23 protein-coding genes, 4 tRNA genes and 2 pseudogenes are annotated in these 21094 nt (G+C 39.6%); 14 read left to right on the top strand and 15 right to left on the bottom strand.

Annotation, left to right across the window (positions count from 1 at the left end):
* Positions 1-16: 16 nt before the first annotated feature.
* Positions 17-1786 (top strand): SLC13 family permease, encoded by a 1770-nt coding sequence (locus tag X781_RS08460; protein ID WP_025236449.1) that lies wholly within the window; start codon positions 17-19, stop codon positions 1784-1786.
* Positions 1787-1834: 48 nt separating this feature from the next.
* On the opposite strand, the gene lolE is transcribed toward X781_RS08460, so the two are convergent.
* The 12 genes and pseudogenes from lolE to rmuC form a co-directional block, all read right to left on the bottom strand.
* Positions 1835-3100, bottom strand: a complete 1266-nt coding sequence (lolE, locus tag X781_RS08455; protein ID WP_025236448.1) for a lipoprotein-releasing ABC transporter permease subunit LolE — start codon at positions 3098-3100, stop codon at positions 1835-1837.
* Complete coding sequence (lolD, locus tag X781_RS08450; protein ID WP_025236447.1) at positions 3097-3780, bottom strand: lipoprotein-releasing ABC transporter ATP-binding protein LolD; 684 nt, start codon at positions 3778-3780, stop codon at positions 3097-3099. The genes lolE and lolD overlap by 4 nt, the downstream gene beginning before the upstream one ends.
* 14 nt (positions 3781-3794) lie before the next feature.
* A complete protein-coding gene (locus tag X781_RS08445) occupies positions 3795-4967 on the bottom strand; it encodes a lipoprotein-releasing ABC transporter permease subunit (protein ID WP_025236446.1) in 1173 nt (390 codons plus the stop codon).
* 37 nt (positions 4968-5004) lie between these two features.
* Positions 5005-5952 carry a 2-hydroxyacid dehydrogenase gene (locus X781_RS08440; RefSeq protein ID WP_025236445.1) on the bottom strand — a complete coding sequence of 316 codons (948 nt, stop codon included), beginning with the start codon at positions 5950-5952 and terminating at the stop codon, positions 5005-5007.
* A gap of 78 nt (positions 5953-6030) precedes the next feature.
* Positions 6031-6885 (bottom strand): 3-deoxy-8-phosphooctulonate synthase, encoded by an 855-nt coding sequence (gene kdsA / locus X781_RS08435; RefSeq protein ID WP_025236444.1) that lies wholly within the window; start codon positions 6883-6885, stop codon positions 6031-6033.
* Positions 6886-6915: 30 nt separating this feature from the next.
* Entirely contained in the window at positions 6916-7782 is an 867-nt protein-coding gene (locus X781_RS08430) for a SirB1 family protein (protein ID WP_025236443.1), read from the bottom strand.
* Positions 7783-7791: 9 nt separating this feature from the next.
* The gene (prmC, locus tag X781_RS08425) at positions 7792-8667 is read right to left on the bottom strand and encodes a peptide chain release factor N(5)-glutamine methyltransferase (RefSeq protein WP_038644157.1); all 876 of its coding nucleotides are present in this window, start codon (positions 8665-8667) and stop codon (positions 7792-7794) included.
* 69 nt (positions 8668-8736) lie between these two features.
* A pseudogene (locus tag X781_RS12530) lies at positions 8737-9039 on the bottom strand (ASCH domain-containing protein); the annotation flags it as partial.
* Positions 9040-9079: 40 nt separating this feature from the next.
* Positions 9080-9613 carry a hypothetical protein gene (locus X781_RS08420; RefSeq protein ID WP_025236441.1) on the bottom strand — a complete coding sequence of 178 codons (534 nt, stop codon included), beginning with the start codon at positions 9611-9613 and terminating at the stop codon, positions 9080-9082.
* 75 nt (positions 9614-9688) lie between these two features.
* Positions 9689-10771, bottom strand: coding sequence for a peptide chain release factor 1 (prfA, locus tag X781_RS08415; protein ID WP_025236440.1), 1083 nt, complete (start codon positions 10769-10771; stop codon positions 9689-9691).
* Between the two features lie 128 nt (positions 10772-10899).
* Positions 10900-11472 carry an anthranilate synthase component II gene (locus X781_RS08410; RefSeq protein WP_025236439.1) on the bottom strand — a complete coding sequence of 191 codons (573 nt, stop codon included), beginning with the start codon at positions 11470-11472 and terminating at the stop codon, positions 10900-10902.
* Between the two features lie 177 nt (positions 11473-11649).
* Positions 11650-13269, bottom strand: coding sequence for a DNA recombination protein RmuC (rmuC, locus tag X781_RS08405; RefSeq protein WP_038644155.1), 1620 nt, complete (start codon positions 13267-13269; stop codon positions 11650-11652).
* A gap of 85 nt (positions 13270-13354) precedes the next feature.
* Between rmuC and X781_RS08400 the strand changes: the two genes are divergently transcribed.
* From X781_RS08400 to purN, 13 genes are all read left to right on the top strand, one after another.
* Entirely contained in the window at positions 13355-14329 is a 975-nt protein-coding gene (locus tag X781_RS08400) for an aminodeoxychorismate synthase component I (protein WP_025236437.1), read from the top strand.
* Positions 14307-14927, top strand: a complete 621-nt coding sequence (locus X781_RS08395) for an aminotransferase class IV family protein (protein ID WP_025236436.1) — start codon at positions 14307-14309, stop codon at positions 14925-14927. Before X781_RS08400 ends, X781_RS08395 begins: the two co-directional genes overlap by 23 nt.
* A 91-nt stretch (positions 14928-15018) precedes the next feature.
* Positions 15019-16125, top strand: a complete 1107-nt coding sequence (gene recA, locus X781_RS08390; RefSeq protein ID WP_025236435.1) for a recombinase RecA — start codon at positions 15019-15021, stop codon at positions 16123-16125.
* Positions 16126-16182: 57 nt separating this feature from the next.
* Positions 16183-16662, top strand: a complete 480-nt coding sequence (gene recX, locus X781_RS08385) for a recombination regulator RecX (RefSeq protein ID WP_025236434.1) — start codon at positions 16183-16185, stop codon at positions 16660-16662.
* Complete coding sequence (yqfB, locus tag X781_RS08380; protein ID WP_025236433.1) at positions 16655-16966, top strand: N(4)-acetylcytidine aminohydrolase; 312 nt, start codon at positions 16655-16657, stop codon at positions 16964-16966. Before recX ends, yqfB begins: the two co-directional genes overlap by 8 nt.
* Before the next feature lie 9 nt (positions 16967-16975).
* Entirely contained in the window at positions 16976-17512 is a 537-nt protein-coding gene (locus X781_RS08375; RefSeq protein WP_025236432.1) for a DNA topoisomerase family protein, read from the top strand.
* Positions 17505-18059, top strand: coding sequence for a Sua5/YciO/YrdC/YwlC family protein (locus tag X781_RS08370; RefSeq protein ID WP_025236431.1), 555 nt, complete (start codon positions 17505-17507; stop codon positions 18057-18059). Before X781_RS08375 ends, X781_RS08370 begins: the two co-directional genes overlap by 8 nt.
* A 3-nt stretch (positions 18060-18062) precedes the next feature.
* Positions 18063-18884: a shikimate dehydrogenase gene (gene aroE / locus X781_RS08365; RefSeq protein WP_025236430.1), complete on the top strand. Its 822-nt coding sequence runs from the start codon at positions 18063-18065 to the stop codon at positions 18882-18884.
* Positions 18885-19054: 170 nt separating this feature from the next.
* Positions 19055-19131 (top strand) — tRNA-Met (locus X781_RS08360).
* Positions 19132-19134: 3 nt separating this feature from the next.
* Positions 19135-19219: transfer RNA gene (locus tag X781_RS08355), tRNA-Leu, on the top strand.
* Positions 19220-19244: 25 nt separating this feature from the next.
* Positions 19245-19319 (top strand) — tRNA-Gln (locus tag X781_RS08350).
* 55 nt (positions 19320-19374) lie between these two features.
* Positions 19375-19449 (top strand) — tRNA-Gln (locus X781_RS08345).
* A gap of 88 nt (positions 19450-19537) precedes the next feature.
* Entirely contained in the window at positions 19538-20176 is a 639-nt protein-coding gene (gene purN, locus X781_RS08340; protein WP_025236429.1) for a phosphoribosylglycinamide formyltransferase, read from the top strand.
* A gap of 57 nt (positions 20177-20233) precedes the next feature.
* On the opposite strand, the pseudogene X781_RS12680 reads toward purN, so the two are convergent.
* The 3 genes and pseudogenes from X781_RS12680 to X781_RS12675 all read right to left on the bottom strand — a co-directional run.
* Positions 20234-20305: pseudogene (locus X781_RS12680) on the bottom strand (IS3 family transposase); the annotation flags it as partial.
* A gap of 46 nt (positions 20306-20351) precedes the next feature.
* Positions 20352-20753, bottom strand: a complete 402-nt coding sequence (locus tag X781_RS08335; RefSeq protein WP_235068741.1) for a hypothetical protein — start codon at positions 20751-20753, stop codon at positions 20352-20354.
* Positions 20746-21081 (bottom strand): hypothetical protein, encoded by a 336-nt coding sequence (locus X781_RS12675; protein WP_235068740.1) that lies wholly within the window; start codon positions 21079-21081, stop codon positions 20746-20748. The genes X781_RS08335 and X781_RS12675 overlap by 8 nt, the downstream gene beginning before the upstream one ends.
* Positions 21082-21094: the final 13 nt, after the last annotated feature.

The raw sequence follows: 21094 nt of genomic DNA, 5'->3' as shown, positions 1-21094 counted from the left end.
AAGTTGGAGTAAAAGGATGTCTTGGGATATTGTAGTAACACTGGCAGTAACTTTTATTGCGGTGTTTTTATTTGCAACTGAAAAAATTCGTATGGATGCGGTTGCTGTTTTAGTTTTATCGTCATTAGTATTATTAGGGCAAATTGATACTAAATCCGCATTAAGTGGATTTTCAAATTCGGCAACAGTTGCTGTTACCGCAATGTTTGTGTTAGCGGCAGGTTTACAGAATAGTGGAGCATTAGATAGCATCGGTGGCTTACTGGCAAAAGTTAAAACGCCTTGGGTATTCATATTGGTATTATGTGGCGTAAATGCGGCAATTTCGCCTTTTGTGAATAATACAGCAGTCGTTGCGGTATTAATTCCAATCGTGATTGCAGCATCACAAAATATTAATCTCGCACCGTCTAAATCCTTAATTCCTTTATCTTTTGCTTCCCAAATGGCTGGGGTTTGTACTCTGATTGGGACATCAACTAATTTATTGGTAAACTCCATTGCACAAAATCAAGGGCATTCAGGCTTCGGAATGTTTGAATTTGCTCCTTTAGGGATTATTTTCTTCTTAGTTGGTACGGTTTATTTATTATTGACCAGTCGCTTCTTATTACCTGAATCACGCTTGCAACTTGAAGAAGGGGTAGGATTTGGTAAATATGTCTCTGAATTAAAAGTAAATAAAAATTCTGTTTTAATTGGTAAGAGTTTAGCCGAATCTGGTTTAATTGAAGAATTTAGTTTGTTTGCTGTAGGTTTACTACGAAATGGGGAACGTTTATCTACTCCAAGCCATCAAATATTACAGAAACACGACATTATATTACTGCGTGGAGAATCGGCAGATTTATCAGGTGCACGTGAAAAATATGGCTTACATCACGTTGTTTATGGTCGCCGAGATCTTGATGAAGATGATTTTGATGATTTAATGATAGCAGAAGTGATGATTTCCCCAACTTCACGTTGGGTGGGGGGCACAATTCCGATTTTACAACAACGTTGGAATAAAGATGCTACCGTATTAGGATTGCAGCGTCGTAGCCGAGTCATTAGAGAGCGTTTGCGTGGTATCAGCTTTAAAATGGGGGATATCCTGTTATTAACGTTACCAAAAGAAGATATGGACGATTTACGCAAAGATAAAGATTTTATCGTACTCTCTTCTGATTTAGTGAAAACAGAAGAATCTTGGCGTGCCAAATTTGCCTTATGGGTAATGGTTGGTGTAGTTGGTACAGCAGCAATCGGCATTGTACCTATTGCGATAAGTTCTCTAGTTGGTGCGGTTGCAATGTGTTTAGCGGGTTGTTTAACGGCAGATGAAGCTTACCAATCCATTGACTGGAAAATTATTTTAGTAATTGCCGGTTTACTTCCCCTTGGAGAGGCTATGGCAAACAGTGGAGCTGCTCAATTTATTGTAGATAATACGCTTGGCAAAGTAGGGCATTTTGGTCCGTTAGTGGTGCTTGCGGTGCTTTACCTACTTACTTCGGTATTAACGGAATTTATGAGTAATGCCGGCACTGCCGTGTTACTAACACCAATAGCAATTTCAACGGCTCAAGTTTTAGGTGTTGATGCCTCGCCATTTATTATTGCAGTAATGTTTGCAGCGGCAACCAGCTTTATGACACCGGTTGGTTATCAAACTAATACGATGGTTTATGGGGCAGGTGGCTATAAATTTAGTGATTTTATCAAGATTGGCTTACCGCTCAATATTATATTCTGGATTTTAGGCGTGATTTTTATTCCTATGTTCTTCCCGTTTAATCCATAATAAACGAAAAAAAGTGGCTAATTATTTAGCCACTTTTTTGTTTTCTTTTTAGTGTCCGCTTAACACTTTCGCTGGTTCTAGTTTCGTTGCTCGATTAGCTGGGTAAAGGCTGGCAAACAAACTTAATACAATAGTTGCAATGAGTACATAGCCGACATCTTGCCAATGTAATTCACTCGGTAGGAAATCAACAAAATAAACGCCGTCTGAAAGTAATTTTACGCCGAAGAAGCCTTCAATTGCTTTAATGATAGCGGTCAAATTTAGCGATAAAATTACGCCTAAAATAATACCGAATACAGCCCCTTTCATACCCGAAAGTAAACCATACCATAAGAAAATTCGGCGGATAAAGCCATTGTTTGCCCCAAGTGTTCGCATAATTGCAATATCGCCTTGCTTATCTTTTACTGCCATAATTAGCGTAGAGATAATGTTGAAGCAAGCAACACCAATGACGAGCACCATTGCGATATACATTACCGTACGAACCAACTGAATATCGTTATACATATAGCCGAATTTTTCGATCCAAGTATTTAAATAAAGTGGCTGCGGATAACCATTAAGCTGGGGCATCGCAAGGCTTTGCACCGCAAATGGATTGCTTAAACTCATTTCAATACCTGAAACTTGATTTGGCTGATATTCCATCGGCTCTTGGGCTTTATTGAGCGGAATTAATGCATAGCTATGATCTAACTGACCATCTAAGCGTAACACCCCGGTAACAGGCATATTAAAACGCAGAGGTTGAGCTAATTTGCCGTCTTCCGTCGGTTGGGGAATCAGTAATGTTACCTCATCGCCGGCTTCTACTTCGAGGGCTTTTGCAATACCTGCTCCAAGAATTAAGCCATCTTCATCAGCTTTAAACTGAGCAGTAAAAGCCTGCCACTGTTCCGCCGGAATAAATTGGCTGAGTTTGCTCACCTGATCTTGTTTGTGTGGATCTACCCCTCTCACCTGTGCAATTTTAAGCTGTGAACCGTTTTCAATTAAGGCAGTGAAGCTCACAAAAGGGGAGCTAGCGGTGATATTTTCCGATTTTTTTACCAATGCTTCTAGTTTTTGGCTATCTGCAATGGGGTGGGCTTGATTACCCCGAAACGAAACCAGCTCTGCGTGTGGCACAACTGAAAGTACACGGTTATTCAGCTCACGCTCAAAACCATTCATCGCACTTAGCCCGATAATCAACACTGCCACGCCGAGTGCAATACCGATACTTGAAAACCAAGAAATCAGCGAAACCAGTCGGTTTTTCTGTTTGCCCTGTTGGTAACGCCAGCTAATAAAAAAGGGCGTACTCATAAGCTTCCCTCGCTTAGTACCCCATCTCGCATTACAAGGCTGCGTGAAAGTTTATTCGCAAGGTTTAAATCGTGCGTAACCAATAAAAAGGCAATGTTTTGCTCTTGGTTGAGCTGTTGAATCAGCTCAAAAATGCTTTCGGTCGTTTTTTGGTCGAGGTTGCCGGTTGGCTCATCAGCAAGCACTAAAGCAGGGTTGTTTACCAACGCTCGAGCAATCGCCACACGTTGGCGTTCACCGCCTGAAAGTGCTGACGGACGATGTGTCATTCGATGAGCTAATCCGACCGCTTGTAGCATTTTTTCCGCTCGATTTGCCGCTTCGGTTTTATTCTGCTTGCCAATTAACATTGGCATCATCACGTTTTCAAGAGCGGAAAAATCTGCCATTAAGTGATGAAACTGATAAACAAATCCCAAGTTTTGGTTACGCAATAAGGCTAATTTATCAGAGCTTAAATGTTGTAACGACTGTCCACGCACCCACACTTCGCCTGAACTGGGTTGATCTAGCCCACCAAGCGTATGCAATAAGGTACTTTTACCTGAACCGGAGCTACCGACAATCGCCACTAACTCACCTTCATTCATCGAAAACGAAACATCTTTTAGCACTTGAACTTTTTGTTCACCTTCATCATAAAATTTGCTGATATTTTCACAGCGAAGTAATTCTGTCATTTTATTTCCGTTATTTATTCGTATCTTAATGCCTGAGCTGGCTCAATTTTTGAGGCTCGATATGCCGGGTAAATGGTACAAAGTAGCGAAAGTAAAATCGAAATGCCTACAATCACCGCAATTTGTGTACCTGAAATCAAGGTTGGTAAATGAATTGTCGGGTTGAGTAAGAGAATAATCTGATCCAAATTAGACACTACCAGCACGCCAAGCAATCCACCGATAATTGAGCCAATCACGCCCACAATCGCTCCTTGAAATACAAAAATCTGCATTACTTGTTTTTTAGTTAAGCCTTGTGTTTGCAAAATTGCAATCTCGCCCTGTTTATCTACCACCATTAGGCTCAATGAGGTAACAATGTTTGAAATAGCAACCACAATAATCAAACTAATCAACAAGCCCATCATATTTTTTTCCATTTTTACCGCTTGGAAAAATTCGCCTTTTTGTTCACGCCAATCGCTGATTTTGTAACGTTCTGCATCAAAATGGTTGCCAAGTTCGGTAACTTGGAAGGGATCTTGCAGATACAAACGTACGCCTTGTACTTGATCTTCGGTAATTCTCAGTAATCTGCCGACATCAGCTAAATTGGCAAATAGCGTAAATTCGCTCGCCTCACGATTAGAGTGGTAAATGCCTGAAATTTCAAATAAACGCTGTACCGGTACACGTCCCATTGGGGTGTATTGGCTGTTTTCGGTAATCATTAACCGCAATTTATCACCCACGTTTAAATTAAGTTTATTAGCCAAACGAGAACCAACCAGCACCTTAAATTCACCTGTTGGCAATAATTGAGGCACATTTTGATCAACTAATAGCGGATCGTCTGTAGCATTTTCAACACCAATCAGCTGCCCGGCATTAATGCCTTCCGAGCTTTGAATGACCACGTTCGCACGGTTAATCACCACACTTTGCGTGGCAAATGCAGGTAAAGTGAGTTTTTCTTGTTTGGAAAAATATCCTTCCTGTGGCGTAATAATGGCGTGTGGTAAGGTAGAAAGCAGATTATTTTTCTGCATATTTTCCAATCCGTTCATAATCGATAGCACAATGACCAACGCCATCACACCTAGCACAATGCCAAGGCTTGCAAGGTTGGTTACAAGCCGCCCGAAACGGTCTGCACTTTTCGATCTAAAATAACGAAAAGCAATAAAAAAAGGGGTTAAATTCATTTGGTTCTTCTAAAAATAGATCGATACAAGCGGTTTTTTACTTACCTGTTGCTACAAATTCTTCCATATTTTGTGTAACTTTGTTTACGAGTGTCGTAACTGCAGAATCACTTGCCCACGCAACGTGGGGCGTAATCAGTAAATTCGGTAAACGTCTTGCTGCAAGTATTAGCGGATTATCTTTCTCTGGCGGCTCTTTTACCAATACATCAAGTGCTGCACCTGCAATTTTACCTTGCTCAAGTGCGTTCAAAAGTGCCTGTTCATCAATTAACGGACCTCGCCCGGTGTTGATAATATAAGCCGTTGGTTTCATTAAGGCTAAGGTTTCGTCGTTAATCAAATTTTTCGTTTTATCGGTTAAAGGGCAATGTAGGGAAATAATATCCGCCTGTTTAAATACCTCTTCAAAAGCGGTATAGCCTTCACGAATTTCCGTTGCTCCTTGATGTTCTGCAAAAATCACCTTCATTCCGACCGCTTGTGCAAGGCGAGCGACTTCCGCACCGATATTCCCTTTGCCGAAAATCCCTAAGGTTGAGCCTTGAATATCCTGAATTGGATAATCGACATAGCAGAATTGTCCACAAGTTGCCCAGCAGTCTGAAGTAATCAAATCACGGTAATAATCGGCTAAACGATGTTTAAGGGAATAGATCATACCAATCACGTGTTCCGGCACAGTAACGGTTGAATAGCCTGTTACATTCTTAACGGTAATCCCAAACGCTTTCGCTGCCTCTAAATCCACATTATTTGTACCTGTTGCTGTGATCGCAATTAATTTTAACTTGGGTAATTTAGCCAGCAGATCACGCTGTAGTAACACTTTGCTGGTAACAATAATATCGGCATCTTTCACACGCTCAAAGGTTTGCTCGGCTGTGGTGGAATTGTATTCCGTCCAAGTATGAGCAAAGCTAGGACGAGGGATTTCGTGAGTGGCAGGAATACCTGTACGGTCAAGAAAAACAATATTGAGCATAGCTTCTTCCTTATTAATGGAGAATCGCAGAGTAGGAATGTGAATTATAGGGGCAAACTGTAATTTGCCCCTACGGTGTTAATTTGAAGTATCGATTTCAGCAAAGGATTTCACTAAATCATCAATCGCTTTCATTTGTGAAACAAAGGCTTCTAATTTAGAAAGCGGCAATGCTGACGGACCATCACATTTTGCAGAGTTTGGATCCGGATGAGCTTCTAAGAAAAGCCCTGCTAAACCAATCGCCATACCTGAACGAGCAAGTTCGGTTACCTGATCACGACGACCGCCTGAAGCAGCACCGAACGGATCGCGACATTGTAAAGAATGGGTTACATCAAAAATCACAGGGCAACCTTTCGACACTTTTTTCATAATACCGAAGCCAAGCATATCCACAATTAGATTATCGTAACCAAAGTTAGTGCCACGATCGCAAAGAATCACGTTTTCATTACCGCATTCAGCAATTTTTTCCACGATATTACCCATTTGCCCCGGGCTTAAAAATTGTGGTTTTTTCACATTAATCACGGCACCGGTACGAGCCATTGCTTCCACTAAATCGGTTTGTCGGGCTAAGAATGCAGGAAGTTGAATTACATCCACTACTTCCGCTACAGGCTTGCACTGATAAATTTCGTGGACATCAGTGATGATATTCACCCCAAAAGTCTGTTTTAGCTCTTGGAAAATTTTTAACCCCTCTTCCATACCCGGTCCACGATAAGAGTGGATTGACGAACGGTTTGCTTTATCGAATGAGGCTTTAAATACATAAGGGACGTTTAATTTTTGGGTTACTTCGACATACTGCTCACACACTTTAAGTGCCATATCACGGCTTTCCAGCACGTTCATACCACCAAATAGGGTAAATGGCTTGTTGTTCGCTACTTCAATGTTACCAATTTTTACGATTTTATCTGTCATAGGGTTTCCTTGTTTATAAATTCTAAATAATTAATGTACCACGCTTCCTTGGCTTTTTTGTTCTAAGCCTTTGACTTCCATTTTTAGAATTTCAGCGGAAGGGTCTTCAGGGCATTGGTCGATGAAATAATTAATATCTTCCAACGCAGCTTGGTAACAATCCATACTTGCTAATACCATTCCACGATCACGAATTTCATACGGATCTTCAGGGCTCATTGCTAAGCGGTACTCAATTAAACGCAATGTTTCCTCATATTTCCCTTCACGGGTAAGAGCCATTTTAAACACTGTTTCAATCCGCTCAAGGAGTTCTTGTGGCTCGGCTCTTCTAAGAAGATCGGGAGTAACTTCCATACCAAAGCCTATTTCACCTTCCAGCCATTTATTGAGCATTTCAATGCTGATAAATTCGCCATTCCACGGGTTAATAAAGCGGACTTTGGTTGCCCCATTCGGCTGTTTCATTTCCGCTCTTAAGACTAATTGAGTCGGGAAGTTTACAGGGTAAAGAGGTAAATCTAGCACAGAGGCTAAATAAAGCACCACAGCTCCTAATGAAACCGGCATTCCACGACGTTTTTTGATGACTTGATTCAGCAATAAATTTTCCGTGTGGAAATAGTCTTCATAGTAGCAATGAAATCCCCATTCTTTATAAACTAAATGGAGCAGTTGATTAATTCGTTCTTCATCGCCTTCACCATTGACGTTGTAGCGAGCTTTTTTAGTTAATGCAGACATCTGCCCAAATACTTGTTGCTCATTTACCGTATCGTCAATTAGCGTGGTAAGCCGTAAGATTTCACGATAGAGAAACTTTTTCAACTCGGTATCGCTTATCTTAATTTTCGGCTCTGCCAACTCTTTCAATAATTCTTCAATAATATCGTCCATTTCCTGCCTTTACTTTAGGATTGCTTGGGTAACTCTATCATTACCACCGTAATCTTGAACGGTTGTGATGTTTTCCCACAAATTTGGATCAAATAAATTTCTTACCTGCTCGCCTTGCTGCCAGCCGTGCTCCAACATTAATGTACCTTGATGCTTTAAGTAAAGCGGTGCATTTTCAATAATTTTTTGCAAATCGCTCAACCCTTGATTATCGGCAACTAAAGCAGTTAAAGGTTCAAAACGTACATCGCCTACGGTTAAATTTCCATCTTCTGCATCAATATAGGGCGGATTGGATAAAATCAAGTCAAACTGCTGATTTTTAATCGCAGAAAACCAATCACTTTGTATAAAACGTACGTTATTTAAACCAAGATTTTGGCGATTTTCTTCCGCAAGTTTAACTGCCTCAGACTGAAAATCCACCCCGATAATATCAGCTTTATCGTCTAGCTCGCTTGCCATTGCCAACGCAATTGCCCCAGTACCGGTGCCTAAATCCAAAATTTGCAAATTTTTTTGCTTTTCTAACCGCTTGTAAGCAAAATCTAACGCCAACTCAACCAATCGCTCCGTATCAGGGCGGGGAATTAAAGTTGCGGTTGAAACCTTTAACGGTAACGACCAAAACTCCCTTTCGCCTAAAATATATGCCATTGGTTCACCGTTTGCACGTCTTGCTAAGTATTCGGCAAGTTGTTTTAGCTCATTTTCGGTTAAGATAGTTTCGCTAAACGCAAAAATTGCTGATTTTGTGCGTTTTGTAACTGCTTGTAGGAGCAAATTTACGTCGAACTTAGCATCTAAAAAAGGGTTATTTTCAGCATTTTCGAGCAATGTTTGTTCGGCGAAGGTGAGCCATTCTGCGTAAGTTTTGGGGAAAATATTTACCGCGTAAAACCGTTCACAAACTACTTCAAAGTGTTCATCAATCTCCTTGCCGAGTTCCCCTTTAAAAAAATCGCGGTGGGCAATTTTCCAAGATTGATAGTCGCCTTCTCCTTCGGCAAGGGCAAACTCTTCTGTGACTTCATTAAAGCGTTCAATGAAGACTTCACTTAGCTGAATACACACGACAGCTTGATTTTGGCTGTCTAATACAATGTGTTTTTCACCTTTTTGTGGAAGCGGTTGATTTTCTAACGCATAAAAGCAATAACCAGAACAAGTTGCAGTCTTTCTACCCGCAACCACGAGATTGGCTAAGGTATTAGGTTTTATGCCAAATTGCCATTGATAAGAGAAGTTAGGTTCCATATTAATATATGCTAAAAAATCGATCTATTCTCAATGTAAATTATAAAACCCTTACACAATTCCCCGAACGTACAGTTTCAGCAACTTTCTGTTCGATGCTAAATGCTTTGGTTGTAAAGTTACTTACGGCAAGGCTTACTTTGGTTTTTCCTGCTTTTTTTGTTTGTTGGTTTAATGCATCAAAATATTGCTGCTCTAAACTTTGTAACTCTTGATTTGCTTGTAAATTAGCTTGAACTTCATCAGCGTGAGCACGAGAAACTTTGCTCTGGGTAAAGTTATAAGTTAAGGCGTTATCTGCAAATTTCCAGCTGCCTGAACGCTCAAGAGCATAGTTAAAGATTGGGTTTTCAGCAGGGAGCGTTACATTTCCAAGATAGTTTGCTTTGCCATCTTTGCCCAATTTCACTTTATTGGTTGTTGCTGCAACACCATTCATCGCACATTCCCACTCTCCAACAAAATGCTCGGTAATTGGTGTAATAACTTCGTTTTTTACCGCAGGGCTTGAGTTAATAAAGCTGTTACAAGCAGCAAGTAGAGTAGTTGCTATGGCTAATAATATTTTTTTCATATTGAAATTCCTCTTTCTTTAGTTCACAAGCGGTCAAATTTTACAAAAATTATGCAAAATCTGACCGCTTGTAATTTAATTTTGATCCGACAACGCCGCCAACTGATCCGCTTGGTATTCAGTAATAATCGGCTGAATCAGCTCATCAATTTTACCGTTCATTACTTCGTCTAAGCGGTAAACTGTTAGGTTGATACGGTGGTCGGTTACACGCCCTTGTGGATAGTTGTAGGTGCGGATTTTATCCGAACGGTCGCCCGAACCGAGTAAGTTACGGCGGGTGTCTGCTTGTTCTGCCGCTTGGCGTTCTTGTTCCACTTGTACGATGCGGGAGGCAAGCACCGCCATTGCTTTAGCTTTGTTTTTGTGTTGCGAACGCTCGTCTTGACATTCCACCACAATGCCGGTTGGAATATGGGTAATACGCACCGCGGAGTCGGTGGTATTAACGTGCTGACCGCCTGCACCCGATGAACGGTAGGTATCAATACGCAAGTCAGACGGATTAATTTCCGGCATTTCGCTTTCCGGCAGTTCCGGCATTACCGCAACCGTACAGGCTGAGGTGTGAATACGCCCTTGTGATTCGGTTTTCGGCACACGTTGCACACGATGACCGCCTGATTCAAACTTAAGCTGTCCGTAAACACCTTCGCCGCTGATTTTGACGATAATCTCTTTGTATCCGCCTTGTTCGCTTTCGTTTGCCGACATTTCTTCAATTCGCCAACGTTTACTTTCAGCGTAGCGGCTGTACATACGGTATAAATCGCCGGCGAAAATCCCTGCTTCATCACCACCTGTGCCGGCACGAATTTCTAGGAATGCATTATATTCATCGTTCGGATCTTTTGGCAGTAATAAAATTTGTAAATGTTGCTCAAGGTTCTCAATTTCTGCTTTGTTTTCGGCAATTTCTTCTGCTGCCATATCTTTTATATCTGGGTCATCAAGAAGTAATTGAGCGTCTTCAATGTCGCTGTTTAACTTTTTCCAGCGGTTGAATGTGCCAACCACTTCTTCTAATTGGGAATATTCTTTGGAATAAGCACGGAATTTGTCTTGGTCGGAAATGACAGAGGCATCACCCAATAACGCCTGTAACTCTTCGTGGCGTTCACTTAAACTTTCTAATTTATTAATGATGGAATCTTTCATTTAAACTATCTCTTGAGTATTGGGGCGAAAAATGTTTCGCCTCTATAAATTAAAAAAAGGAAATTTAAAAAGGAGGTAAATAATCGGTAGATTATAGCGGATTTTCGGCTAAAAATCTTGCTCTAAGACTAGATATCGAGCCAATTTTGTAAAATTTGAAGCCCATATTCGGTAATAAAGGATTCAGGATGAAATTGCACGCCGTAAATCGGTAAATTTTGGTGTTTAAATGCCATCAACACGTTTTGGTCGCAAACAGCGGTGGCAACAAGCGGTGTCTTTTCCAAAGAATTTTGCAAAATGCCCCAAGAGTGATATAAGCCCACCTGAAAGGTATTCGGTAAGCCGTTAAAAATCGGATTAGGCTGAATTTGGCTTAACGTACGTTGCTGCCCGTGGCGGACATCTTTCAAATTATACAAAGTGCCACCAAAAAATTCGCAAATGGTTTGATGCCCTAAGCATACGCCTAAAATAGACTTGCTTTGATGATAGCGTTCTAGCATCGCAAAGGTTTGTGGGTAAGCCCTCGGCACATCGGGGCCGGGGGAAATCAAAATATGGCTAAATTGTTCCACTTCGTCTAGGTTGAGCTCTTCCACCAATACCACCTTGGCAGGTACTTGAATTTTGCGAAGTAAATCCACCAAGTTGAATGTGAAAGAGTCGTGGTTGTCGATGATTAATAGTTTTTTTTGCATTTGGTTGGTTCTTTGTTATTTCAAATCTCCCCCTCCCCTCTTTTCTAAAGAGGGGTGATCATTCAGAGGGAAGATTCAATTCATCTGGCTATTGATTTTTAATGATGAAAGATGAATTTATGGATTTTGGTGATCTCGTCCCCCTCTTTAGATAAAGAGGGGTTAGGGGAGATTTGACTATTCTTCCAATAATTCCCTAGACACCATTTCTAGTTTTATCGTGTCTGCCTCGTTTTCCAGCAATTCCACCTGCGGCATTATTTGGCTGGCTTTGCTGGAAAGATGTTGAAAACGTTCCACTTTACCGATTAAGCCTTGTCGCCCAACGAGTGAGGTAACTGTTTGATTATATTGATTATTTGCTGTGTTCAGCGTATTACCTAATTTGGCTAAGCGGTCTGCTACCGCACATACTTGGTTATAAATTTCACCGGCTTTTTCGCTGATTTCTCGTGCCTCTGTGTTGCCACGTTCAATTCGCCATAAGTTCGCCACCGTGCGTAAAATTGGCATTAGCGTAGTGTAGGAAACCAAAATCACGTTGCGTTCGTAGCCAAAATTGAAGAGCTGCGGATCGTGTTTCATCGCCTCAATATACGCCGGCTCAATCGGCACAAACATTAGCACAAAATCAGGGCTTTTCACGCCTAACAAGGCACTGTAATTTTTCTTGGAAAGCCCTTCGATATGATTTCTCAATGAACGGCAATGTTCGTCTAACGCTTGGGAAATCGCACAATTTTCTTCGGATCTGACCGCTTGATCGTAAGCCACTAACGATACCTTGCTGTCAATAATCAGATGCTTTTGGTCGGGCAGATGTACGACAAAATCGGGGGCGAAACGTCGCCCTTCTTCATCTCGAAAACTCTCTTGTGCCTGATAATGCTCGCCCGCCAATAAGCCAGCCGATTGCAATGCACTTTCTAACTGCACTTCTCCCCAGTTGCCGGCAATTTTATTGTTGCCTTTTAATGCGGTGGCGAGGTTTTGTGCCTCTTCCGACATTGATACACCAATTTGCAGCACCCGCTTAATTTCCGCCTCTAAATTCGCCGAGCCTTTAAGCGATTCGCTATGCACCTCATTCACCCGTTTTTGAAAGCCTTCAATTTGCTCTTTAAACGGTTTGAGCAACGCCTCAAGTGAACTTTGATTGGTTTCGCTAAAACGTTTACTTTTCTCTTCCAAAATTTGTTGAGCCAAATGTTGGAATTCCATATTAAGCTGTTGTTTTACCTCGACAAAATTGCGTTGTTGCTGCTCAAAATTCGCCTGTTTTTCTGAAAGCGTAGTGCGTAGTTCTGTCAGTTCATTTTGCACCTCATTTAAGCGGCTAAAAAGCGATTGATTTTCTCGCTCTTTTTGCGAAAGGGAACTCTGGCTAAATTGCAACTGTTCTTCCAAGCTCTCGGCTTTAGCGTGTGAAGAACCTATTCTTTCTTTCAACTCATTAATATAACGTTCCAGCTGATTTTCTTGCTGCTCAGCAAGCTCGATTTTTTGTTGAAAACGTTGTAGCTGAGCATCTCGTTCACTCAAGCGTTCGCTTACGGCTTCATATTTCGTTTGTTGTTGCACCGCCCACTGTTCCAGCTGATGTTTTTCTTGGGCTAAAACCTCATACTTTTGTTGAATTTGCTCGAATTTTGTGGTGATTATATCGAGATCTTGGCTTAATTCATAAGCATCTCGCTGATAACGTGATTTCAAGAAAAACAGATAAATCCCCATTATCACGCAAATTGCAAGAGCGATATAAATCCAAATTTCATCAATATTAAGTGATGTGTTCATCGGTAAAACCTTTTTCAAAAAATGCTTTTCAAAACTATTACTTTGCATTATAACAGAGCTTTCCAATATTAAGCATTTCAGTTTTATGCAAGATTTTATAGACAAAGCCAATCAATATGGGCGAGCCAAACGTCCTTTTTTCTTTTTAATTGATTTTGAGCAGGAAAAGCCGCTTATTTTTCCGCTCGAAGAGGCTCATACAAGCGGTCTTTTTTTTGAGTTTTTTTGCAAATCGAATGCAGAAAAAACCTTTGAAAAAGTGGCTAAATCTTTTGAATTTTCAGCAAATCCAATTACTTTTGCTGAATATCAAGCAGGTTTTGAATTAGTGAAGAAAGAAATTCAAGCCGGTAATAGCTATTTGCTGAATTTAAGCTATCCAACAGCCATTGAAACCAATTATTCATTAGCGGAGATTTTTGCAAGTAGTAAGGCAAAATATAAATGTTATCTGCAAGATCAATTTGTCTGCTTTTCGCCCGAATGCTTTGTGCGAATTGAGCAGAACCGCATTTTTTCTTACCCGATGAAAGGCACGATTAATGCGAGCGAAGAAAATGCTGAGCAGAAATTAATGGCTTCTGAAAAAGAGTTTACTGAACATAATACTATTGTAGATTTGATCCGAAACGATCTCGCCTTAGTTGCTAAAAATATTGAGGTTACAAAATATCGTTATGCGGAGAAGGTACACACTCATCGCGGGGCGATTTTGCAGACAAGTTCTGAGATCTGCGGTGAATTAGCTGAAAATTGGCAAGAAAATATTGGATCTATTTTAGCTGCTTTATTACCAGCTGGCTCAATTAGTGGGGCTCCAAAAGAGAAAACGGTTTCCATTATTCAGCAGGCAGAACGAGGTAAACGTGGTTACTACACGGGCATTTTTGGCTATTTCGATGGCAAAAGTTTAGAAAGTGCAGTAGCAATTCGCTACATCGAGCAAACTGCAAATGGATTATTATTCCGCAGCGGCGGCGGAATTACTTCACAAAGTGTGTTAGAAGATGAATATAACGAAATTTTAGAGAAAGTCTATGTGCCAATTTCCACTCTTTGAAACTCTCTCGGTTATTGATGGGAAAGTTCAGAATTTGGACTATCATCAGAAGCGTTTTGAACAAGCTGTGCAAAAATATTTTGACTGTGAGCCAACTTTTACACTGGCACAGATTCTAGTTGTGCCAGAGGCTTATCAACAAGGCAAAATACGTTGCCGAATTGATTATAATGCTTCCGAATTTGAGATAAAATTTTTTGCATACTCGCCAAAACAAGTCGAACGTTTTCGTTGTGTGGAGGTGGAAAATTGGGATTATCACTTAAAATTTAGCGATCGCAAGCGGTTTGATTTACTCAATATTTTGCAAAATGAAGAAGTGGTGATTATCAATAATGGCAATGTGAGTGATTGCTCCATTGGTAACTTACTCTTTCTAAAAGATGGAGTTTGGTGTAGTCCGAAAGATTATTTGTTGAAAGGCACTCAATTAACTCAATTACTAGAACAGAATAAAGTGAATTTAACGAAAATCACTCAAGCTGATTTAGGGCAATATGAAAAAATAATGTTAATTAATGCACTTAACCCATTTGATGAATCAAGAGCTTTACCTTGTTCACAAATCTATTTTTGTAATCTGGATCGAAAAGTTTAAAAAAACACTTGCAACTGGATAAGTATATACTATAATAATATACAGTTATTTTACGCAATAAGCGTTTATTAAAATTGACAAAGGATAAAATATGGCTGAGAAGAAAAGTCAAAAAAATACACCTGTAAAACAGGTTGAACCGGAACAAAAAGAGAAGGCACTTGCTGCCGCATTAGCTCAAATTGAGAAACAGTTCGGTAAAGGTTCAATTATGAAATTGGGCGATACGCAAACATTAGATATTGAAGCAGTTTCAACCGGTTCTTTAGGGTTAGATTCCGCGTTAGGGATTGGTGGTTTACCAATGGGGCGTATTGTTGAAATCTATGGTCCGGAATCTTCAGGTAAAACAACCTTAACTTTATCTGTTGTGGCTCAGGCACAAAAAACAGGTAAAACTTGTGCCTTTATTGATGCAGAACACGCACTTGACCCTGTTTATGCCCGTAAATTAGGTGTAGATACAGACGAATTATTAATTTCACAGCCGGATAACGGTGAACAAGCATTAGAAATTTGTGATGCCCTAGTACGTTCCGGTGCGGTGGATGTAATTATTGTAGACTCTGTAGCCGCACTTACGCCAAAAGCGGAAATTGAAGGGGATATGGGTGATTCTCATATGGGTTTACAAGCTCGTTTAATGTCGCAAGCATTGCGTAAGTTAACAGCAAACATTAAAGCAACAAACTGCCTGGTTATTTTCATTAACCAAATTCGTATGAAGATTGGTGTAATGTTTGGTAATCCGGAAACTACAACAGGTGGTAACGCGTTAAAATTCTATGCTTCTGTGCGTTTAGACATTCGCCGTTCAGGTGTGGTAAAAGATGGTGATGAAGTTATCGGTAGTGAAACGAAAGTAAAAGTGGTAAAAAACAAAGTTGCTCCGCCATTCCGTGAAGTTCAATTCGATATTATGTATGGCGAAGGGATTGCTCGCACTAATGAATTACTCATTCTGGCAGAAGCAAATGGCTTTATCAAAAAAGCGGGAGCTTGGTTCTCTTATGAAGGTGAAAAAATCGGTCAGGGTAAAAACAATGCGATTAAATGGTTAAAAGAACACCCTGAAATCGCAGAGAAAATTGAGAAAGATGTGAGAGATTTACTCATTGCTAATCCAAATTTGGTTTCTACTAAAGATTCCAACAATTCAGATGATGACAGCGAAGAGTTTAATGAAGAAGAACTATAATTAACTAAATTTATGCGATTTTCGCTCAATGTGAAAATCGCATTTTTATTTCAACTTATGACAACCATTTCTACAACCAAAACAAATAAATACACTGCGGTTAATTATCTGCTATATTTACTCTCAAAGCGTGATTACAGTGAGCAAGAGCTTCGCCAAAAATTGAAGCAAAAAGAATATGATTTTGATGAAATTGATGAAGCAATAGAAAAGGCACAAGTCAATAATTGGCAAAGTGATGAACGTTTTTGTGTAACTTTTATTCGTTACCGCTCAATGCAAGGTGTAGGTCCTCGCCGACTAAAGCAAGAATTAAAGCTCAAAGGAATTAAAGATTGGTTAATTAACCAAGAACTCGAAAATGCAGAAGTAGATTGGTTTGAATTAGCCGAGCAAATTTTTGAGAAAAAACGACCGCTTGTATGGGATCTTAAAGCCAAACAAAAAATGTGGCGGTTTATGATCAGCCGTGGTTTTTACAATGATCATTTTAGCCATTTAATGGGTATAGATTATAACAGTGATGAATATGAATAGAGAGAAAATTACCTTTTTTAGCCGATTTGAAGCGGATATTGTAAGTGGTAAAAAAACTATTACCATTCGGGATAAATCAGAATCTTACTTTCACCCTAACCAAGAATTAGCCGTTTTTACCAACGAAACGGATCGATTTTTTGCTAACATCAAAGTACTTTCTGTTACTCCGATTCAATATGATGAGCTAAATGATCAACACGCTCAACAAGAGAATATGAGCTTAGCTGAATTGAAAAAAGTCATCCGAGAGATTTATCCGAATGACGATTCCTTTTTTGTGATTGATTTCAAGCTGATTTAAGTTAATGCTATGGTACTTTTTAAATCCACCAAACAAGTTGAATTATGCCCCAAATGTCATTCTCCCTTACAACTTAAACAAGGGAAGAAAGGCTTGTTTTTGGGATGTTCGGCTTATCCTAAGTGTGATTACATCAAGCCATTGCACCAAGAAAATCATATTATTAAAGCGTTGGAAGAATGTTGCCCTGAGTGCGGACATCATCTCCAATTAAAGCAAGGCAGCTATGGCATTTTTATTGGTTGCAGTAACTATCCTGAATGTCATTTTATTGTTCACGAAGAGGCTGAGGTAGAAGAAGAATTTGATTGCCCTGAATGCAAGCAACATAAACTGGTTGCTAGGAAAGGACGGTCGGGAAAAACATTTTATGGCTGTGCAGGCTTCCCTGATTGTAAATTTACCTTAGCAACTCGACCGATTAAGCAACAGTGTGAAAGATGTGGTTGCGAACTTGCTACCATCAAAAAAGTGAAGGGTAGACAATACAGTATCTGTGCTAACAAAAGCTGCCAACACCAAACTGAAGTAAAAGCGAATGAATAATTTTTTAGAAATAGTTAATCAATTAAAGCAAGAAGAAGTTGTGGCTTATCCAACCGAAGCGGTTTTTGGCTTAGGTTGCAATCCGCAAAGTGAAAAAGCAGTGAGGAAACTACTCGCATTAAAGCAACGCCCTGAAGAGAAAGGCTTAATTTTACTGGCTTCCGATTTAAAATATCTTCTTCCTTATATTGATGACAACAGAATGACAGAGCAGGCTTGGCAACAGCTAAACCAAATTGGTGAGCAAGCCATTACTTGGATTGTGCCTGTAAAAAATAGTGTGCCGAGTTACCTCACAGGCAAATTTGATTCTATTGCCGTGCGTTTATGCAAAGTACCTGCTGTAGCAGCACTCTGCGAGGCAACCGGTTTTGCTCTTACTTCAACCAGTGCCAATTTAACAGGCGAGCCGCCTTGCAGAAATTCAGAGGAAGTACGAATTCAATTTGGAGAGGATTTTCCTGCATTAAATGCAGAAACTTTAGGCAGAGAAAATCCTTCCGAAATTCGAGATATTTTCACGCAACAGATTTTTAGACAAGGATAAATAATGAACAAATATGCTGTTTGGGGCAATCCAATTGCACAAAGTAAATCACCTCGTATTCATCAACTTTTTGGCTTGCAGGCTCAACGAGAGATTGAATATGTTGCGAAATTAGGTGATGAAATTGCCTTTGAGCAACAATTAGAGGAGTTTTTTAATTCAGGGGCGAAAGGGTGTAATATCACAGCTCCCTTTAAAGAACGGGCATTTGCTGTTGCTGATGAATATAGTGAAAGTTGCTTATTAGCAGAGGCTTGTAACACTTTAAAACGATTAGATGACGGTCGTTTATATGCCGATAATACCGACGGTAAAGGTTTAGCGGCTGATTTAGAACGGCTTGGTTGGCTAACAACAGGGCAAAAGACCTTAATTTTAGGGGCAGGAGGAGCAACCAAAGGCGTATTGCTTCCGTTACTTAAGTCTGGGCTAGAGATTACGATTTATAACCGTACTATAGATAAAGCGGTCATTTTAGAGGAAAAATTTGCAAAATTTGGCAAAATTCAGACCGCTTGCTTAGAGGAGCTTGCCGAACAACAGTTTGATCTAATCATTAATGCCACTTCTTTAGGCTTACAGGGAAAATATGTTGAACTACCGACATCTTTAATGGCTTCAGCCAAAATTTATGATATGCAATATGCCGTTAATATGCAAACTCCATTTCTCAATTATGCGAGAGATTGTGGTGCTATCGAATATCAAGATGGTTTAGGAATGTTGGTTGGACAAGCTGCTTTTGCTTTTGCATTGTGGGAAGATAAGTTTCCTGATATTGAATTCGTACTAAAACAATTAAAGCAAGAGATGCAATCTGCATAATAGTAAAAGATAACCTATTATTTTATAAACAAAAAACGGTATATTTCCGACAAAACGACGAATATCTATACAAGCAAACCAAAAAATCAAAAAATTCAAAAAAAAGTATTTGACGGAGAGCCTTAAAATCAGCATAATGCACTCCGTTAGCCGATATGGTGAACGCAAAGGGCTACATAGCTCAGCTGGTTAGAGCACAACACTCATAATGTTGGGGTCGCAAGTTCGAATCTCGCTGTAGCCACCATTTGCGGGACTGGCGAAATTGGTAGACGCACCAGATTTAGGTTCTGGCGCCGAGAGGTGTGTGGGTTCAAGTCCCTCGTCCCGCACCATTTATCGATTAACAAAAATTAGTGTTGGGGTATCGCCAAGCGGTAAGGCACCGGGTTTTGATCTCGGCATCCCTAGGTTCGAATCCTAGTACCCCAGCCATCTAATTTCAAATTATCAAATCTTATTAGACTAACGTAAGTTAGTTTTTTTCTTTTGGGGTATCGCCAAGCGGTAAGGCACCGGGTTTTGATCTCGGCATCCCTAGGTTCGAATCCTAGTACCCCAGCCATATCTTCCTATTCTTTTTTAATTTCTGTACTGTATGGTTAATTCAGGGCATAATGTAAGCTATTATTAATTTTCAATAAGTAATTAAAATGAAAAAATTTGTTGTGTTAATTTCAGGTAATGGCTCAAATCTCCAAGCGATTATTGATCGTCAAAAATCAGTTAATGCAAGCGGTCAAATTTGTGGTGTAATTTGCAATAAAGCTGATGCGTATGGCTTAGTTAGAGCTAAACAAGAAGGCATTCCAACCTTTGTATTCTCTCGTAAAGATTATGAAAGTAATTTAGCAATGGATTTAGCTATTGCTGAGAAAATCGAGCAGTTAGGTGCAGAATTAATCGTGCTTGCAGGTTATATGAAGATTTTAACGCCTGAATTTACCCAACGTTTTGAGGGAAAAATTCTAAATATTCATCCTTCATTATTACCAAAATATCCGGGATTAAACACTTACCAAAGAGCGATGGAAGCAGGTGATTCTGAACACGGAACAACTATTCATTTTGTAAATGAAGAAGTTGATGCAGGAGCGATTGTGCTACAAGCAAAAGTTCCTATTTACCCTGATGATGAAGTTGAAGATGTGATGGCTCGTGTTGTTGAACAAGAGCATCAATATTATCCATTAGTTGTTGAGTGGTTTTGCTCAGAGCGTTTAGTCGCCAAAAATAGAAAAGCATATTTAGATGGGAAAGAACTGTCTGCTACAGGGTATGCAGAAGAGTAATTGCATTACCATAAAAAAAGAAGCTGCAATGATCTGACCCCAAAAAGTTAGACTCATTTAATTCAAGGACTGAGTTCTGTATTCCACAGGGCTGAGTCCTTTTAGTTTCACTTGAATACGCTCATTGTTGGGCATAGTAGACAAAATAGTTGCTAACCTTATTTTTTTAATTAGGTTAGTAGCTTTTTTTATTCAAAAAATCCTTTATAAATATCAACTTATGTTTCTTTGTTAATCCGTTGTGATTATTTAACTTCTGCTTTAAGTCTTTAAAAAGACTTTCCGCTCTATTTGTGGTTCTTTCAATATTTAGCTCAGGGTATTTCTCGAAAGTAAATAAATAATCGTGATATCGCTTTAAACTGGCATAAGTTCCCCTTATATTTCGATGTTTATAAGGGAAATAACCTCTCTCATTCGCTATATCTGAACGTTCATTTAAAAAGTCCTGATGTTTTAAATACCAATTGTGTAGTTCCCTATAAAATATATTTCTCGTACTCTTTGTGAAAGTCTTAACAAGAATTTTTAATTCCTTTCCGGCTTGAGATTGGTGTTTTCTGCCTAATTTACGCATCACTATCGCAATCATATAAAACGGGTACATTTGTGTCGGGGGTATTGAGTAAATCTTTTAATAACCCCCTCCGACCATCGCAGGTAACTGATTGAATGATATAGCCTTTTTCCCTCAACTGATTGAGAGCTAACTGATAATAAACATCTTTTTCTGTTTTTACAAAACGATGATAGATTACCTTCTTTTTCAGACTATTGATTAAAACCAATACACCAAATTCTCGACCAAAGAAAGTTGTATCTATAATAATATTCAGATATTTTCCTTCTATTATATTTGCCTGGCTTTTAGGGGCTTTTTCAATATATCGTTGAATAGTTCTCACCGAACAATGATAT

The sequence above is a fragment of the Mannheimia sp. USDA-ARS-USMARC-1261 genome (genome assembly GCF_000521605.1).
GTDB lineage: Bacteria > Pseudomonadota > Gammaproteobacteria > Enterobacterales > Pasteurellaceae > Mannheimia > Mannheimia indoligenes.
Note: the sequence above shows the minus strand (reverse complement) of the source record. Positions and strands in the feature narration are given on the sequence as shown.

Excerpts from the sequence above, each read along its gene's own strand:
- X781_RS08460 (WP_025236449.1), top strand. The coding sequence starts at position 17 with ATGTCTTGGGATATTGTAGTAACACTGGCAGTAACTTTTATTGCGGTG.
- lolE (WP_025236448.1), bottom strand. The coding sequence starts at position 3,100 with ATGAGTACGCCCTTTTTTATTAGCTGGCGTTACCAACAGGGCAAACAG.
- lolD (WP_025236447.1), bottom strand. The coding sequence starts at position 3,780 with ATGACAGAATTACTTCGCTGTGAAAATATCAGCAAATTTTATGATGAA.
- X781_RS08445 (WP_025236446.1), bottom strand. The coding sequence starts at position 4,967 with ATGAATTTAACCCCTTTTTTTATTGCTTTTCGTTATTTTAGATCGAAA.
- X781_RS08440 (WP_025236445.1), bottom strand. The coding sequence starts at position 5,952 with ATGCTCAATATTGTTTTTCTTGACCGTACAGGTATTCCTGCCACTCAC.
- kdsA (WP_025236444.1), bottom strand. The coding sequence starts at position 6,885 with ATGACAGATAAAATCGTAAAAATTGGTAACATTGAAGTAGCGAACAAC.
- X781_RS08430 (WP_025236443.1), bottom strand. The coding sequence starts at position 7,782 with ATGGACGATATTATTGAAGAATTATTGAAAGAGTTGGCAGAGCCGAAA.
- X781_RS08420 (WP_025236441.1), bottom strand. The coding sequence starts at position 9,613 with ATGAAAAAAATATTATTAGCCATAGCAACTACTCTACTTGCTGCTTGT.
- prfA (WP_025236440.1), bottom strand. The coding sequence starts at position 10,771 with ATGAAAGATTCCATCATTAATAAATTAGAAAGTTTAAGTGAACGCCAC.
- X781_RS08410 (WP_025236439.1), bottom strand. The coding sequence starts at position 11,472 with ATGCAAAAAAAACTATTAATCATCGACAACCACGACTCTTTCACATTC.
- rmuC (WP_038644155.1), bottom strand. The coding sequence starts at position 13,269 with ATGAACACATCACTTAATATTGATGAAATTTGGATTTATATCGCTCTT.
- X781_RS08400 (WP_025236437.1), top strand. The coding sequence starts at position 13,355 with ATGCAAGATTTTATAGACAAAGCCAATCAATATGGGCGAGCCAAACGT.
- X781_RS08395 (WP_025236436.1), top strand. The coding sequence starts at position 14,307 with ATGTGCCAATTTCCACTCTTTGAAACTCTCTCGGTTATTGATGGGAAA.
- recA (WP_025236435.1), top strand. The coding sequence starts at position 15,019 with ATGGCTGAGAAGAAAAGTCAAAAAAATACACCTGTAAAACAGGTTGAA.
- recX (WP_025236434.1), top strand. The coding sequence starts at position 16,183 with ATGACAACCATTTCTACAACCAAAACAAATAAATACACTGCGGTTAAT.
- yqfB (WP_025236433.1), top strand. The coding sequence starts at position 16,655 with ATGAATAGAGAGAAAATTACCTTTTTTAGCCGATTTGAAGCGGATATT.
- X781_RS08375 (WP_025236432.1), top strand. The coding sequence starts at position 16,976 with ATGGTACTTTTTAAATCCACCAAACAAGTTGAATTATGCCCCAAATGT.
- X781_RS08370 (WP_025236431.1), top strand. The coding sequence starts at position 17,505 with ATGAATAATTTTTTAGAAATAGTTAATCAATTAAAGCAAGAAGAAGTT.
- aroE (WP_025236430.1), top strand. The coding sequence starts at position 18,063 with ATGAACAAATATGCTGTTTGGGGCAATCCAATTGCACAAAGTAAATCA.
- purN (WP_025236429.1), top strand. The coding sequence starts at position 19,538 with ATGAAAAAATTTGTTGTGTTAATTTCAGGTAATGGCTCAAATCTCCAA.
- X781_RS08335 (WP_235068741.1), bottom strand. The coding sequence starts at position 20,753 with ATGCGTAAATTAGGCAGAAAACACCAATCTCAAGCCGGAAAGGAATTA.